Genomic DNA, 14,113 nt, shown 5'->3' on the forward strand with positions numbered 1-14,113 from the left:
ATCGCCTTGAAGACACCGATCAGAGGGAGGGGGCGATGTCGTTGCATGAGGCGCAGGCGAGCGATTTTGCTCCCGACTGGCCGGCGATCATCGCCGTCGTTCTCGGCGTCACCGCCTTCTCGGTGGCGCAGGGGCTCACCTATCCACTGATCTCGCTTTCGCTTGAGAGCCGCGGCGTCTCGGCCGGCATGATCGGCCTTAACGCCATGGGCTTTGCCGCCGGTCTCGGCGTTGCGACCCTCATTCTCGGCCGGCTGACGCGGCTCGCCTCCGCCGACAAGCTGATCATCGCCAGCCTGATCGGCTGTTCTATCTGTCTCGCGACGCTGGCCTCGACGTCGGAACTCGTCATCTGGTTTGTCGCCCGCTTTGCGCTCGGCTTTTTCGTCAGCATGGTCTTCATGCTCGGTGAAGCGTGGCTGAACACCGCCTGCCCGGACCGGCTGCGCGGCCGCGTCTCCGGCCTCTATGGTGCCGGCATGTGCGGCGGCTTTGCCGCGGGTCCGCTGGCGATCCCCCTGCTTGGCACCAGCGGCGGTCTCGGCTTTGCCCTCCTGGCGATCTACATCGCGCTGGTCGCGTTCCTCACCGGGCTTCTGACCATGGGCGCCCGCACCCGGCCAGAGCCCACTTCAACGCGTGACCTCTTTGCCTTTTTCAAGAAGGCGCCAATCCTGATCCTCATGGTGCTGATGTTCGGTTTTGCCGATATCGCGGCGATCTCGGCCATGCCTGTCTATTTCGTCAAGACGGGCCACAGCCAGGCCTTTGCCGCGCTCAGCGTCACGGCCCTGGCGATACCGACGGCACTCGCGCAGCCTTTCATCGGTGTGTTGCTCGACCGGCTGCCGCGCCGCCGGGTGGCGATCTCGGCTGCCGCGATCGCTGCCACCGGCTATCTTCTCGTGCCGTTCCTCTCGTCCGACGTGGCGCTGCTTTTGACCTTCGCCTTCATCGGCGCGGCGAGCTTCGCGCTCTATACGGCAGCACTCACCATGCTCGGGGAAGAGTACCGCGGCAGCATGCTCGTTGCCGGCAGCGCCGCCTTTTCGCTTGCCTATGCCGCCGGCAGTGCCGCTGGCTCCGGCGCGACCGGCGCGCTGATGAACTTCATCAATCCGGTCGCCGGCCCGCTCGGCGTGGGCCTCGTGCTCGTAGTCTTCACGCTTGCCTTCGCGTTCAACGGCCGACGCTAGCCCTCGGCGCAGATCCGGGCGAGAGCCTCGCTGAAAACACGGGCGGCGGGTCCGAGCGGCTCGTCGATCCGGTGAACGAGATAGGCCTCGGCCCCCACCTGGCTGTTGCGGCCGAGGGCGGCCGTCGGCATGCGCACGAGCAGGCCTTCGGCAAGGTCGCGCTCCACCTGCCAGAACGGCAGCCGACCCCAGCCGAGGCCCGAACGGATCATCGCATGTTTCGTGTCCTGGCTGCTGACGCGGCAGGTTTGCGGCGAGAGCACGCCGAAGTCGCGCCCGACCGTACGCTGCGACGGATCCGACAGGACGATCTGCAGATGGTCCGCAAGCTCGGCAGTGTCGAGCACATCTCCCCCTGCGCGCAGGCCCAAGGGATGATTTGCAGCAACGACCGCGACGAGTTCGACCGTCGCAAGCGCCCGGCGGGCGATCGCCGGATCGCGGAAATCCTCGCCGACGGTGATGCCGAGCGTGAAGCGGCGATCGACCAGGCCATCGAGCGGCCCGCCGAGCGGCAGGACCGCAAGCCGGATGGACACATCCGGATAGGCGCCCCGCATCTCCTTCAGCGCCAGGCCGACGGTCTCGATCGGAAACAGCGTGTCGACGACCAGCGATAGCTCAAGCTCGATGCCTTCGCCGAGCCCGCGTGCCCGGGCGCGCATCGCGTCCACCCTGAGCAGGATGTCGCGGGCATTGGCGAGCAGCGCCTGCCCCTCCGCGGTCAGGGCCGGTCGGTGGCCTGAGCGGTCGAACAGGGCGACGCCCAGCTCGGCCTCCATGTTGGCAATGGCGTGACTGACGGCCGACTGCACCCGTGAGAGCCTGGCGGCACCGGCGCGGAAGCTTCCGCTTTCGGCGACGGTCACGAAGGTCCGCATCTGATCGAGAGTGAGCGCATCCAGCATGATCGATTCCATAGATCATCTTGATGAAAATTATATCACTCCAAGAGATCAAGAAAAGCACCCATCTTTTCCTTGAACAGAGATGCTCTCCAGAAAGGACAGCGGATGACCAAGGTGCTCGTACTTTACTATTCCTCCTACGGCCATATCGAAACCATGGCGAAGGCGGTGGCCGAGGGCGCCCGCGCCGCCGGCGCCGACGTCGCGTTGAAGCGTGTGCCGGAGATCGTTCCCGAGGCGGTCGCAATCAAGGCAGGCTACAAGCGCGACCAGGAGGCGCCTGTCGCCACGGTCGCGGAACTTCCCGACTACGATGCGATCATCATCGGCACGCCGACCCGGTTCGGCAGCATGGCGGCGCAGATGAAGAATTTTCTCGACCAGGCGGGCGGCATCTGGGCACAGGACGCGCTGGTGGGGCGCGTCGGCGGGGTCTTCACCTCGAGCGGCAGCCAGCATGGCGGCCAGGAAGCGACGATCCTTGCCACCCATACGGTTCTCTTGCATCTGGGCATGGTGATCGTCGGCCTGCCCTATACATTCAAGGACCAGATGCGCATGGACGAAATCACCGGCGGCTCTCCCTATGGCGCCACCACGCTGGCCGACAACGGTCGTGGCGGCGACCGCCAACCGAGCGCCAACGAACTGAACGGCGCGCGCTTCCAGGGTCGCCACATCGCGCAGCTCACGGCCGCCCTCGTGGCTGGCCGTGCGCGCGTGCCGGAGCCCGCGTGATGACCGCCACGGCAATCCTCATCCGGGACAGAACCGACTGGACCGGCGTGACAACAGTGGTTGCGGCCGGTGTGGTCGCCGCCATGCAGGTGGGCAAGGGCTTGATTGCCGGGCCGCTGCTGCAGTCCGATCTGGGGCTTGACCTCTCCGCCCTCGGCTGGATCACCTCCGTCTTCGCCATCGTCGGCGTCGTCGGGGGCATGGCCGCCGGCGCATTCGTCACGGCGGCGGGCGACCGTTGTCTGCTTGGCATCGGCATGGCGCTGCTGGCGCTCGGTTCCTTTGCCGGCGCCGCGAGCCCGGCATTCACGCTGCTTCTGGTGTCGCGCATCGTCGAAGGCTTCGGCTTTCTGCTGGTCGTCGTCGCCGGCCCCGCCATCCTCATGCGGCTGGTGACGCAGGAGCGCCGCGATGTCGTCTTTGCGCTCTGGAGCTGTTTCATGCCCGCGGGCATGGCGATCGCCATGCTGACGGGCCCTGCCTTTGCCGACTGGCAGGCGATCTGGTGGAGCAACGGCTTGCTCACGCTTGCAAGCCTCGCCTCCATCTTCCTCGCCGTTTCGCCGTCCCGACAAGCATCGCGTGTCTCCACCCGCTTCAGGGACGATGCCGCGGAAACGCTGACGAGCCGCGGCCCCGTGCTGCTCTTCGTGCTCTTTTCGCTCTACAGCCTGATGAGCTTCACGCTTTCCAGCTTTCTGCCGATCCTGCTGATCGAGCGCCTGCAGGTCTCGCTTGGAACCGTTGGCCTCCTGAGCGCCGTCATCACCCTGGTGAACGTCTTCGGCAATCTGGCCGCCGGCCATCTTCTGTCCCGCGGCTTTGCCCGCGGCAGGCTGGTCGCGAGTGCCGCACTCTTGACCGGCGTGTCCGGCCTTTGGATTTTCCTGAGCCCGTCAGGCGGACATCTGATCCTGGCGCTCTGCATCCTGTTTTCCGCGATCGGCGGGCTCATCCCAGCGACGCTGATCTCTTCCGTGCCGCTCCTGTCGCCGCGTCCGGCGCTTGCGCCAATGACGATGGGCCTGCTGATGCAGGGCAGCAACTTCGGGCAGCTCGTCGGCCCTGTTGCGGTCGGAACCGCAATCGAACACTACGGATGGGCTTCAGGGGCGGTCTTCATCGGCGCCGGCGCCGTTCTTTGCATCGCGCTGGCGCCCACACTCGAACGGACGCTACGGGAAAGCAGATCCGAACGTTGACACCAGCCGCAGCCAACAAAAAACCCACCGGCAGATGCCGGTGGGTTTCGTTTTTGCAGTCGAGACGCCCGTATCAGACGAACTGGCTGAGACCCGGAACCGAAGCGACGACTTCGTCGACCACGTCGGCGCCAGCCTTCTCCTTGGCGAATGCGATGGTTTCCTTGGCAAGCCCGGTGATTTCACCCATGCCGAGGCCCTGGCTCATCAGCTGCTGGCCGAGCGCCATGACGCCGCCGCCACCGATCGCCGACATCAGACCGCCGAGCAGGCCGCCGCCGCCGGTGCCTTCGCCGTTGTACTGCGCGATCAGCTCGGACGCGCCCGGGATCGCTTCGATCATCTGGGCAACCGGACCGTCGGCGGCTTCGCGCTGCAGGAAGCCAAGAATCATGCCGACAGCCTTTTCGGCCATTGCCGGCTCGATGCCGACATTTTCAGCAACGCGCGTGACCAGTTCATTCATGGAGAAACTCCCTCATTTTGGATTTTTGACGTTGACGTCAAGGTAAATGATCGCTCACCAAATAACAAGCCGTGAGCCGTGACTATCGACCCGTCTATATCGCCGCTTTCCGGTCGCGGATGGGCACAGCCTTGTTGCCGGGCGCAAGCGCACCACCTATAACAGAAATCCAGGCACATTTCGATGACGGCGCGCCACCGCGACACTGCGAACCGCCCGCTTTCATTGATGAAACGGAGATGAAGCCCACATGTTGGAAGAAGGCAAGCTCTTTATCGGCACCAGCCGCAAGCCTGATGATTCGATCAACAAGGGCGAGTATCTGGAGCTCAAGTTCGGCAATCGCCACGGCCTGGTCACCGGCGCCACCGGCACCGGCAAGACGATCACCCTGCAGGTGCTTGCAGAAGGCTTTTCCAACGCCGGCGTCCCGGTCTTCTGCGCCGACGTCAAGGGCGACCTCTCCGGCATCGGCGCGATCGGCGAAGCCAAGGATTTCATCTTGAAGCGTGCCGAACAGATCGGCCTGCCGACGAACCCATACGAGTTTCAAGAGTTCCCGGTCATCTTCTGGGATCTCTACGGTGAAAAGGGCCATCGTGTCCGCACCACCATGTCGGAGATGGGCCCGCTGCTCCTGTCGCGGCTGATGAATGCGACCGACGCGCAGGAAGGCGTGCTCAACATCGCCTTCAAGATCGCCGACGAGGGCGGACTGCCGCTGCTCGACCTCAAGGATCTGCAGGCGCTGCTCAACTACATGGGCGACAATGCGAGCGCACTCTCCAACCAGTTCGGTTTCATTTCCAAGTCCTCGGTCGGCTCGATCCAGCGCGAGCTGCTGATCCTCGAACAGCAGGGTGCCGAACATTTCTTCGGCGAGCCGGCACTGAAGATCTCCGACATCATGCGCACCACCAATGACGGTCGCGGCGCGATCTCGGTGCTTGCCGCCGACAAGCTGATGATGAACCCGCGGCTCTACGCCACCTTCCTGCTCTGGCTGCTGTCGGAACTGTTCGAGGAACTGCCGGAAGTGGGCGACCCGGACAAGCCGAAGCTCGTGTTCTTCTTCGACGAGGCGCACCTGCTCTTCAACGACGCGCCGAAGGCACTGATCGAGCGCGTCGAACAGGTCGTGCGCCTGATCCGCTCCAAGGGCGTCGGCGTCTATTTCGTCACCCAGAACCCGCTCGACGTTCCGGACACGGTTCTCGGACAGCTCGGCAATCGCGTCCAGCATGCGCTGCGCGCCTATACGCCACGCGACCAGAAGGCGGTGAAGACCGCCGCCGACACCTTCCGCCCGAACCCGGATTTCGACTGCGCCACCGTGATCACCAATCTCGGCACCGGCGAAGCTCTGGTCTCCACGCTCGAAGGCAAGGGCGCACCCTCGATGGTCGAGCGCACGCTGGTGCGCCCGCCGCAGTCGCGCGTCGGCCCGCTGACGGAGGCCGAGCGAAAGAAGGTCATGGACGTCAGCCCGGTCCGCGGTCTTTACGACGAGGATTTCGACCGTGAATCGGCCTACGAGATCCTGGCAGCACGCGCCAAGAAGGCATCCGACGCGCAGGCCGAGGCCCAGGCTCAGGCCAGCCAGCAGACGAGCGAGGCCAGCACCGGCGGCAGCCGCTGGACGCTGCCCGGCTTTGGCGACGACGATCAGGCGGCACCGGCCGGCAAGCAGGCGCGTCCGCGCAGCTCGGGCTACCAGCGCGAGACGGTCGTCGAAGCGGCAATGAAATCGGTCGCCCGGACGGTCGCGACCCAGGTTGGCCGCGCCCTGGTGCGCGGCATCCTCGGCAGCCTCAGCCGGCGCTAACCACGGCCGGCCGACGCGGCCCATGCATTCCCACGCGCCCTGCCCCCATCAGGGCGCGTCGTCGCACCGAATTTCTGAAGAAAGCTTAAGTCCAACGCGGAGTGCCGGAACGGCATCGCGAAATTGCCCGACGGCCTGCCGTGCCGCCATCAATGCCGCGTCTTGGGGACGGTGACTGCGCTCAGGCGCCGTCCGCTCACTGCAACGGCGGCCCGCTGGGTGGCCGCGTATTCGTCCGTCAGCTCCAGCAGGGCCAGAGCGATCTCGTCCCAATGCCACCCTGCGCGCTCGGCGAAATCCGTCAGCAGTTCGAACTCCTCGCGCAACGCGGTTGCGCATTCGAGCTCGCGCTGCGCGAGTGTGCAGGTTCTGGATTTCGGCCTGGCGATCATCCTATTTTACCTCCTGCTCATCAACGCCCAGCCGGACCATAGGTTCCAGCAACGCCCAGCCGAAGTCTCGGTTCAAGCACCGCTCAACGCCCTCCAAGGGGAACCAATCGGTCGCCGGGCCGTTGGCTAGGGACAGGAGGTACTGTCATGAAGAAAATCATCCTAGCCAGTTTTGTAGCGAGCCTTGCCTTTTCCGGCGTCGCCCTGGCTCAGACCACGACGGTCGTCGTTCCCGGCGAGGTCAAAACCTACGTCCTTCAGCAAACCAGCCCATCGGTAACCTATGACGGCACCGTCGTGGTGGGCGAGCCCCTGCCCGACACGGTCGAGGTCTACCCGATCCCGCAGCAGCCAACCTACGGCTATGTCGTCGTCAACCAGCAAAGAGTGCTGGTCGATCCGCAAACCAGGCGGGTCATCGAGGTTCTGCAGTAGACCGGCACACAGCATGCCGGAAATAGAAGAAGCCCGACGGAGACCGCCGGGCTTCTTTCAATAGGGTATCTGAGGAAACTCAGGCGACGGTGAGCTTCACGTCGATGTTGCCCTTGGTCGCATGGCTGTAAGGGCAAACGATATGCGCCTTCTGGACGAGATCTTCGAGCACGGCCTTGTCGACGCCCGGCGAGGAGATTTCGAGTGCGGCGTCGATGCCGAAGCCGGTGCCATCTTCGCGCGGACCGATGCCGACAGTTCCCGTCACCGTGGTGTCTTCCGGAAGTTTTACCTTCTCCTTGCCGGCCACGAATTTCAGCGCGCCAAGGAAGCAGGCCGAGTAGCCGGCTGCAAAGAGCTGCTCGGGATTGGTGCCGCGGGCGCCGTCACCGCCGAGTTCCTTCGGAACGGTGAGCGTGACGTCGAGCACGCCGTCGGCGCTCTTGGCCTGGCCGGCGCGGCCACCGGTTGCAGATGCTGTGGTGCGGTAAAGAATGGGCATTGGCGGGGTCTCCTTTGCGTTTCCTGAGTGAATGCGATTTAGATAGCGCAAAATTCAATTGTACGCAAATTAATTTTGCAAATTGCATTTCGGACGTCTTTTTGCGACAATGGTGCATGGCGAACAAGGCGGCACATAGCGACACCATTCCCGAGGAAGCACTCGCGCTCGGCAAGCAGCTGTGTTTTGCGGTCTATTCTGCGGCGCACGCATTCAACCGCGCCTACAAGCCGTTGCTCGATCGTTTCGGCCTCACCTATCCCCAATATCTCGTGCTCCTGGCGCTCTGGCAACAGGACGAGATGACCGTCAAGCGGATCGGCGAGGAGATCGGGCTGGATTCAGGAACGTTGTCTCCGCTTCTCAAACGCCTCGAGGCAGCCGGGTATGTCGGCCGCCAGCGCGATCCGAGCGACGAACGACAGGTGATCGTGCGGCTGACGGACAAGGGCCAGGACCTGAAGAACGAGGCCTTCGGCATCCTTGTGGGCATCAGCAAGGCTTCGGGATGCAGCCTGAAGCAAGCGGAAGACATTCGCGAGACGCTGCATCAGCTGACGCGACAGCTCAATGCCGGCCCGGGCGAAGAGTGACCGGCCTGCCTTCCGCTCGACGTAAGGGTGCCGCGCATTAATGTGAGGGGCGGATATCCGCCCCTGCCCGTCATCAGATGACGAGGATCGGCGCCTTGCCGCGGACGCGATCGTAGAGATCCATCACATCCTGGTTGAGCATGCGCACGCAGCCGGACGAGACCGCCTTGCCGATCGACTTCCATTCGGGCGTGCCGTGGACGCGGTAGAGCGTGTCCTGGCCGTTCTGGAAGATGTAGAGCGCCCGCGAACCGAGCGGGTTGTTGAGGCCCGGAGCCATACCGCCGTTCTTGGCCGAATAGGGTTTCAGCTGCGGCTGACGCGCGACCATGCTGTCGGGCGGGGTCCAGCGCGGCCACTTCTGTTTCCATTGGATGACGCCGCGGCCGGACCAGGCGAAACCCTCGCGACCGAGGCCGACGCCGTAACGCAGCGCCCGGCCGCCCGGCTGGATCAGGTAGAGGTAACGGTCGCCGGTATCGACGACGATCGTGCCCGGCTGCTCGCCGAAGGGGTCGCTGACCTCCTGGCGATAGAAGCGCGCGTCGATCTGACGGAACGGCACCTCCGGCACCTGATAGCCGCTGTCGCTCACCGAGGCATAGATGTCCGAGACATAGAGGCCCTGCGGCGGCAGACCGGTCGGAACCGGCCCTGGGCCATCCTGCCTTTCATAGATGCCTTCGGCGCGCGGATCGGTAAAACGTCCCTCGACCGCTGGATTGCGGAACACCGGGGCCGTCTCATAGCGAAAGACATCCGTGTTCATCGACGAAGTGCAGCTTGCAAGACCGGCGGAGGCGAGTGCCACGCCGGACGTGCGAAGAAACTGGCGACGGGAGAAAAGGACTGAAGAGGACATCGAACTCTGGGGGCTTGAGTGCGGCATGAGGAGTGCTGCATGAATTTGCTTAACGAAATGCTACGCACAGCCCCCACGGATTGGGGCGATGCTTGCATTTACGGCTGGAACGAGGCTTGCGTCGCGGGCGGCAGGGCTCAAACGCTGTGGATACTGAACCGGGGCTGAAGCATGAGCGCCTCGAAATCCGGAGCCGAGAGCGGCCGGCTGAAGAAGTAGCCCTGGATCTCGTCGCAACCGCTCTGGCGGAGAAATTCGACCTGGGCCTGGTTTTCCACACCCTCTGCGATGACACGCAGGCCGAGGTTCCGGGCGAGCGAAATGATCGCGGCGGTGATGGCGTTGTCGTCGAGATCCGTCGGGATGTCAGCGACGAAGGACCGGTCGATCTTCAGGCGGCGCACCGGAAAGCGCTTCAGCGCGCTGAGGCTCGAATAGCCGGTGCCGAAATCATCGATCGCCAGATGCACTCCGATCGCCTGCAGCTCGTGCATGGTGGCGATCGCGCCCGGGACGTCCTGCATGATCAGGCTCTCGGTCAGTTCCAGTTCGAGGCAGAACGGGTCAAGCCCGGTCTCTGCGAGAATTGCAGCCACGTGGGCGGCCCAGTTGCGCTCGCGGAACTGGCGCGCCGAAACGTTGACGCTGATGATCAACTGCGGCAGGCCGGCATCCTGCCAGGCCCTGGCCTGACGACAGGCGGCGCGCAGCACCCAGTCACCGATCGGAACGATCAGCCCGGTTTCCTCGGCGAGCGGAATGAAGGCCGCCGGCGAGACCGTGCCACGCTCGGGGTGACGCCAGCGCAGCAAGGCTTCGGCGGCGAACACGCGGCCATTCGCCAGATTCATCTGCGGCTGGAACTGCAGGAAAAACTCTTCCCGCGCGAGCGCCTGGCGCAGTTCTTCCTGCTGCTTGAGCTTCTCATGGGCCTTGGCGGCCATCTCTTCGGTAAAGACCTGCAGGTTGTTGCGGCCGAGCTCCTTGGCCCGGTACATCGCCATGTCGGCATTGGCGAGTAGTTCGCCGACCGTCTTGCCCTGATTGGGAAAACAGGCGACCCCCATGCTGCAGGTGACCTGCAGGCTGCGGCCCTCGATCTGCATCGGCGCTGCGATCGCCCGCCGGATATCCTCGAGCCGAGCCAGCACGATGTCGCGTTCGCAGGGAAGCCCGTTCAAAAGCAGGATGAACTCATCGCCGCCGACCCGCACGACCATGTCGGACTTGCGCACAGAAGCCCGCATGCGCGACGCCGTGACCTTCAGGAGTTCGTCGCCGGCGGCATGGCCGAGCGTGTCGTTGACCAGCTTGAAATTGTCGAGATCGAGGAAGGCCAGCACGGCCCACTGGCCGCTGCCGCGCAAGGCTTCCAGCGCCTCGGCGACCTGCTCCTCGAACAGCGCACGGTTCGGCAGACCGGTCAGCGCGTCGTGGTGCGCCATGAAGCTGATGCGATCTTCCGCCTGCTTGCGCTCGATCGCGATGCCGGCGAGATGCGCCGCCATTGCGATCAGCTCCTTTTGCCCGTCGTCGGGCACGCCGACCGATTCGGAGTACAGCGCAAAGGTGCCGAGCACCTTGCGTTCGCGCGAATGGATCGGGGTCGACCAGCAGGCGCGGAAACCGTACGGAACCACCAGTTCGCGATAATCGTCCCAGAGCGGATCGATCATAATATCCGAGACGATCACCTGCTCGCCGCGCCAGGCGGCCGTGCCGCAGGAGCCCATGCGCGGACCGATCTCGACGCCGTGGATGGTCGCGCAATAGGCCTCGTCGAGGCTTGGCGCTGCGCCGTGGAAGAGATAGCGGCCATCGGCCGACAGCAGCAGCACCGAGCCCTTGATGCCCGGCATCAGGGCTTCGATCAACAGGATCATGTCGCGGAAGAAGGCGTCGAGCGGCCGGCCATTGGCGATCATTTCCAGCAGGCGCGCCTGCCCTTCCAGCAGCCGCTCGGCCGCCTTGCGGTCGGAGATGTCACGCGAGACGCCGACGATGCCGACGATCTTGCCGCTCTTGTTGCGCAGCGGCACCTTGGAGGTCATCAGCCAGCGATCGCGGCCCTTGCTGACGATGGCCCGCTCCTCGATGCCGAAGATCGGCTCGCCGGTTTCGATGACTCGACGCTCGATGTCGGCGATCGCCTTGGCCATCTGCGGCGGATGGAGATCGAAATCGGTCTTGCCGACGATATCCTTCAAGGCTTCGAGCCCGTTGTCGGCAACCGTCACCTGGTTGGCGATCAGGAACCGCCCCTCTACATCCTTGGCGTAGATGTAGTCGGGCACATGGTTGATCATCGTCTCCAACCAGTAGTGGCGGTCGGCGATGTCGGGTTCGCTCGGAAAGATGCGCGCGACCTCTTCGGCCAGCCGATTGCTGGCATCGATCAGGCGGCGCGTTTCCTCGTTGCCGCCAGCATTGAGAGCGGCATATCGCGGATTGCGGGACGTGTTCTTCGCCAAGCAAGGCCTCCCGACGCTCTTCGTCGCGTCGCTGGTCGATCTTTCCCCACTTCACGTTAGACGAGCAAGAGTTAGCCCTTCCTAAATAACTGTAGAAAAATCGTGTAGAGGTTGCAACGACCAAGTTGCAGCGGGCGATAGAAGGGGCGGACGACGCCACCCCTTGCTGTTCGTTCAGGACAGCCGCCGGCGCACCGTCGCAACGCGCATCAGCAATTGATCGGCGATCACCATGACGACGATCGCAATGCCGGTCAACGGAAACGCCAACCCGAAAGCAATCGCCATGAGCCACAATCCCACATAGACGCTGCGCTGCGGCGGCATCGGGGGCACGCCGATGCGTCCTGCCGGGCGGCGCTTCCACCACATGACGACGGCGGAAAGGGAAACCAGCACGATGGAAATGCAGGCGGCCAGCATCAGCAGCTGGTTGAAACGTCCCCATTCCTGCCCCTTGTGCACGTTGATGCTCCACTCGATCGCCTTGCCGAGCGCCGGGTAATCGCCAAAGGAGATGTCGACGAGCGGCTTGCCGGAATATTGATCGATATGGATCGTGCGCTCCCGGGCAAGGTCGGCGGGAAAGATCGCCGCCGTATAGACGCCGGTCTCGTCGAGCGGGATCGCCAGTTCGTAGCCGGGCAGCATGCCGGCAGCATCCGCGATGGCGACGGCGCGATCGATCCCGACCGGCTCACCCGTACCACCGCTGGAGGCCGGAACCGGCGCGTTCTCCATCAGCCAATTGGCCTTGGGCAGCACGTCGGTCGACACCTTGCTGGAGGTCGGAACCTCATCCCACAGCGCTGCCGGATAACCGAGCCCCATCGCCGTCAGCTTGCCGTTGACCGTCGCCCCCCAATAGCCCGACCACAAAAGCCCCGAAAAGGCGAGAAAGACGATCAGCAGGCCGGCCCCGATACCGGTCACGGCATGGAGATCGCGCCAGAAGACGCGGCGCGCCGGTGTGCCGCGCACGGTCAGAACACCGCCGGTCTGCTGGCGCGGCCACCAGAGATAGATGCCGGTGAAGACCAACAGGATGGCAAAGCCCGCGACAATCTCGATTATCGTTTCGACCGACTTGCCGAAATAGTCGAGGCTGTGCAGGTCCTCGACCACCTGGTTGAATTCCTCCGATGGCGCGACCCGGTCGAGAATGGCGCCGGTATAGGGGTCGACGAAGACCAGCATGCGGGCCTTGCCGATGCCGACTGTGACCCGTGCGGAACGATCCGCACCCGCCGGTGTGCGATAGGAGACGGGCGCGCTGCCGGGCACGGACTCGACGGCGGTGGCGACGACTGCGGAGGGTGACATCCGCTCCGTGCCCGTGGGCACGACGTTGCGATAGGCAAAGACGGTATCGTCGATCTCGTCGTTGAAGAGATAAAGCCCACCGGTCAGCGCCAGGCTGATCATGAAGGGGATGACGAGCAGGCCGGCAAAGAAGTGCCAGCGCCAGATGGCACGGTAGAGCGAGATGCCGCGCTCTGTGGCCGCGGGGCTTTCCACGGCACTGGTGAAGGATGCGGTTGTCATGGTTTTCTCCGGGAAGGACCGTTTGCACGGCTTCGCCTCTTGGTGATCGGTACGACTGCCGATCATGGCAACGCGCGTCGAAGAGTGACGCCCATGGGCCGATCAGCTGTCGTTCAAGCGCGTATCAGGCGGAGAAAACCGTTGGTGGCGCCCTTGGCCCGGCTCCGGTCAATAGCACCGAGCGAACGAAGCCGAAATCGCTGGCCGGAGCGGAAAGTGGAGCCGTCCGGGCTTGTGACGGCAAGGCGACCGGGTAAGGCGCAGGCAGGTCGGCGGGCGCAACCAGGCAGCAGGACTGGCATCCATGCCCCTTCGCGCCGCCTTTTCCATCGGGGTCGTCGTGGCCCGAGAGGCAAAGATCGGCAAGGCTGCCATCGGGGAGCACGTAGGCAATTGCATCCGGCGACCGCGGCATGGCGGCGGCCGGCTGCTGGATCAAGGCCGAAACGACGAGAACCAGCGCGCAAAGCATGCGCGCCGCCAAGTTCGTCAACCGATCCCCCAAAAAACCTGTCAAATCTATCCCCAAACCGACCAGCGACAGCTAAAGATCCGCGGCCGCAAAGGCAAGCCGGCAAAGCGCCGCACGGCGAATCAAAAGATTTCATGTGTGCTATCAGCGCCGCCCGCTTCCGTCGCCCCCGGCGCTTGCCTAAGACAGACGACAACGCAGGACGGGAGGAAATCGACATGCTGACGATCTATGGGGTCTATCGCTCGCGCGCATCGCGCAACTACTGGATGGCGCGGGAGCTCGGCATCCCTTTCCAATCGGTGCCGGTCATCCAGGCGCGCCGTGTCGCCGATCCTCTGGCTACCGATGCGCCGATCAACACCAAGTCGCCCGCTTTCCTTGCCGTCAACCCGATGGGGCTGATCCCCGCGATCGAGGATGACGGCGTGGTGCTGACGGAATCGCTTGCCAACAATCTCTATCTCGCGCGCAAGTATGGCGGGCCACTGGCGCCTGCCGATATC

At 64.2% G+C, this 14,113-nt stretch carries 15 protein-coding genes; 7 read left to right on the plus strand and 8 right to left on the minus strand.

Translation table 11 applies throughout. The features are described from left to right. Window positions 1–35 precede the first annotated feature (35 nt). On the plus strand, window positions 36–1,196 hold the full coding sequence (locus tag L981_RS01085; RefSeq protein WP_043610950.1) for an MFS transporter: 1,161 nt from the start codon (window positions 36–38) through the stop codon (window positions 1,194–1,196). Here L981_RS01085 and L981_RS01090 read toward each other — a convergent pair. Next, window positions 1,193–2,104: a LysR family transcriptional regulator gene (locus tag L981_RS01090; RefSeq protein ID WP_043610978.1), complete on the minus strand. Its 912-nt coding sequence runs from the start codon at window positions 2,102–2,104 to the stop codon at window positions 1,193–1,195. The two genes, L981_RS01085 and L981_RS01090, sit on opposite strands and share 4 nt — an antisense overlap. A 105-nt stretch (window positions 2,105–2,209) precedes the next feature. Between L981_RS01090 and wrbA the strand changes: the two genes are divergently transcribed. Both wrbA and L981_RS01100 read left to right on the plus strand, forming a co-directional pair. Continuing rightward, window positions 2,210–2,842, plus strand: coding sequence for an NAD(P)H:quinone oxidoreductase (wrbA, locus tag L981_RS01095; RefSeq protein WP_043610952.1), 633 nt, complete (start codon window positions 2,210–2,212; stop codon window positions 2,840–2,842). Then, entirely contained in the window at window positions 2,842–4,044 is a 1,203-nt protein-coding gene (locus L981_RS01100; RefSeq protein WP_043610955.1) for a CynX/NimT family MFS transporter, read from the plus strand. The genes wrbA and L981_RS01100 overlap by 1 nt, the downstream gene beginning before the upstream one ends. A 73-nt stretch (window positions 4,045–4,117) precedes the next feature. On the opposite strand, the gene L981_RS01105 is transcribed toward L981_RS01100, so the two are convergent. Next, a complete protein-coding gene (locus tag L981_RS01105) occupies window positions 4,118–4,510 on the minus strand; it encodes a hypothetical protein (protein WP_043610956.1) in 393 nt (130 codons plus the stop codon). 250 nt (window positions 4,511–4,760) lie between these two features. On the opposite strand from L981_RS01105, the gene L981_RS01110 reads away from it, so the two are divergent. Beyond that, entirely contained in the window at window positions 4,761–6,335 is a 1,575-nt protein-coding gene (locus L981_RS01110; protein ID WP_043610957.1) for a helicase HerA-like C-terminal domain-containing protein, read from the plus strand. 149 nt (window positions 6,336–6,484) lie between these two features. Here the strand turns inward: L981_RS01110 and L981_RS01115 are convergent, their stop codons facing one another. After that, window positions 6,485–6,727, minus strand: coding sequence for a hypothetical protein (locus L981_RS01115; RefSeq protein WP_043610959.1), 243 nt, complete (start codon window positions 6,725–6,727; stop codon window positions 6,485–6,487). Window positions 6,728–6,874: 147 nt separating this feature from the next. Between L981_RS01115 and L981_RS01120 the strand changes: the two genes are divergently transcribed. After that, window positions 6,875–7,162, plus strand: coding sequence for a DUF1236 domain-containing protein (locus tag L981_RS01120; protein ID WP_043610961.1), 288 nt, complete (start codon window positions 6,875–6,877; stop codon window positions 7,160–7,162). 79 nt (window positions 7,163–7,241) lie between these two features. Here L981_RS01120 and L981_RS01125 read toward each other — a convergent pair whose 3' ends face one another. Then, window positions 7,242–7,664 (minus strand): organic hydroperoxide resistance protein, encoded by a 423-nt coding sequence (locus L981_RS01125; RefSeq protein WP_043610962.1) that lies wholly within the window; start codon window positions 7,662–7,664, stop codon window positions 7,242–7,244. A gap of 116 nt (window positions 7,665–7,780) precedes the next feature. Here L981_RS01125 and L981_RS01130 point away from each other — a divergent pair, with 116 nt between their 5' ends. Beyond that, a complete protein-coding gene (locus L981_RS01130) occupies window positions 7,781–8,257 on the plus strand; it encodes a MarR family winged helix-turn-helix transcriptional regulator (RefSeq protein ID WP_043610964.1) in 477 nt (158 codons plus the stop codon). 73 nt (window positions 8,258–8,330) lie between these two features. Here the strand turns inward: L981_RS01130 and L981_RS01135 are convergent, their stop codons facing one another. The 4 genes from L981_RS01135 to L981_RS33155 all read right to left on the minus strand — a co-directional run bounded on the left by L981_RS01135 (window position 8,331) and on the right by L981_RS33155 (window position 13,628). Continuing rightward, window positions 8,331–9,119: a L,D-transpeptidase family protein gene (locus tag L981_RS01135; RefSeq protein ID WP_043610966.1), complete on the minus strand. Its 789-nt coding sequence runs from the start codon at window positions 9,117–9,119 to the stop codon at window positions 8,331–8,333. 137 nt (window positions 9,120–9,256) lie between these two features. Beyond that, window positions 9,257–11,590, minus strand: coding sequence for a bifunctional diguanylate cyclase/phosphodiesterase (locus tag L981_RS01140; RefSeq protein WP_043610967.1), 2,334 nt, complete (start codon window positions 11,588–11,590; stop codon window positions 9,257–9,259). A gap of 174 nt (window positions 11,591–11,764) precedes the next feature. Next, window positions 11,765–13,135, minus strand: a complete 1,371-nt coding sequence (locus tag L981_RS01145; RefSeq protein WP_052201517.1) for a PepSY domain-containing protein — start codon at window positions 13,133–13,135, stop codon at window positions 11,765–11,767. 124 nt (window positions 13,136–13,259) lie between these two features. Next, complete coding sequence (locus tag L981_RS33155; protein ID WP_156133936.1) at window positions 13,260–13,628, minus strand: hypothetical protein; 369 nt, start codon at window positions 13,626–13,628, stop codon at window positions 13,260–13,262. Between the two features lie 197 nt (window positions 13,629–13,825). Between L981_RS33155 and L981_RS01155 the strand changes: the two genes are divergently transcribed. Next, a partial coding sequence (locus tag L981_RS01155; protein ID WP_043610968.1) for a glutathione S-transferase N-terminal domain-containing protein occupies window positions 13,826–14,113 on the plus strand: 288 nt, incomplete at its 3' end.

The organism is Ensifer sp. ZNC0028, assembly GCF_000799055.1.
In the GTDB taxonomy this organism is placed as follows: Bacteria; Pseudomonadota; Alphaproteobacteria; order Rhizobiales; family Rhizobiaceae; genus Ensifer.

Coding starts and splice junctions, on each gene's coding strand:
- L981_RS01085 (WP_043610950.1), top strand. CDS start 36: ATGTCGTTGCATGAGGCGCAGGCGAGCGATTTTGCTCCCGACTGGCCG.
- L981_RS01090 (WP_043610978.1), bottom strand. CDS start 2,104: ATGCTGGATGCGCTCACTCTCGATCAGATGCGGACCTTCGTGACCGTC.
- wrbA (WP_043610952.1), top strand. CDS start 2,210: ATGACCAAGGTGCTCGTACTTTACTATTCCTCCTACGGCCATATCGAA.
- L981_RS01100 (WP_043610955.1), top strand. CDS start 2,842: ATGACCGCCACGGCAATCCTCATCCGGGACAGAACCGACTGGACCGGC.
- L981_RS01105 (WP_043610956.1), bottom strand. CDS start 4,510: ATGAATGAACTGGTCACGCGCGTTGCTGAAAATGTCGGCATCGAGCCG.
- L981_RS01110 (WP_043610957.1), top strand. CDS start 4,761: ATGTTGGAAGAAGGCAAGCTCTTTATCGGCACCAGCCGCAAGCCTGAT.
- L981_RS01115 (WP_043610959.1), bottom strand. CDS start 6,727: ATGATCGCCAGGCCGAAATCCAGAACCTGCACACTCGCGCAGCGCGAG.
- L981_RS01120 (WP_043610961.1), top strand. CDS start 6,875: ATGAAGAAAATCATCCTAGCCAGTTTTGTAGCGAGCCTTGCCTTTTCC.
- L981_RS01125 (WP_043610962.1), bottom strand. CDS start 7,664: ATGCCCATTCTTTACCGCACCACAGCATCTGCAACCGGTGGCCGCGCC.
- L981_RS01130 (WP_043610964.1), top strand. CDS start 7,781: ATGGCGAACAAGGCGGCACATAGCGACACCATTCCCGAGGAAGCACTC.
- L981_RS01135 (WP_043610966.1), bottom strand. CDS start 9,119: ATGTCCTCTTCAGTCCTTTTCTCCCGTCGCCAGTTTCTTCGCACGTCC.
- L981_RS01145 (WP_052201517.1), bottom strand. CDS start 13,135: ATGACAACCGCATCCTTCACCAGTGCCGTGGAAAGCCCCGCGGCCACA.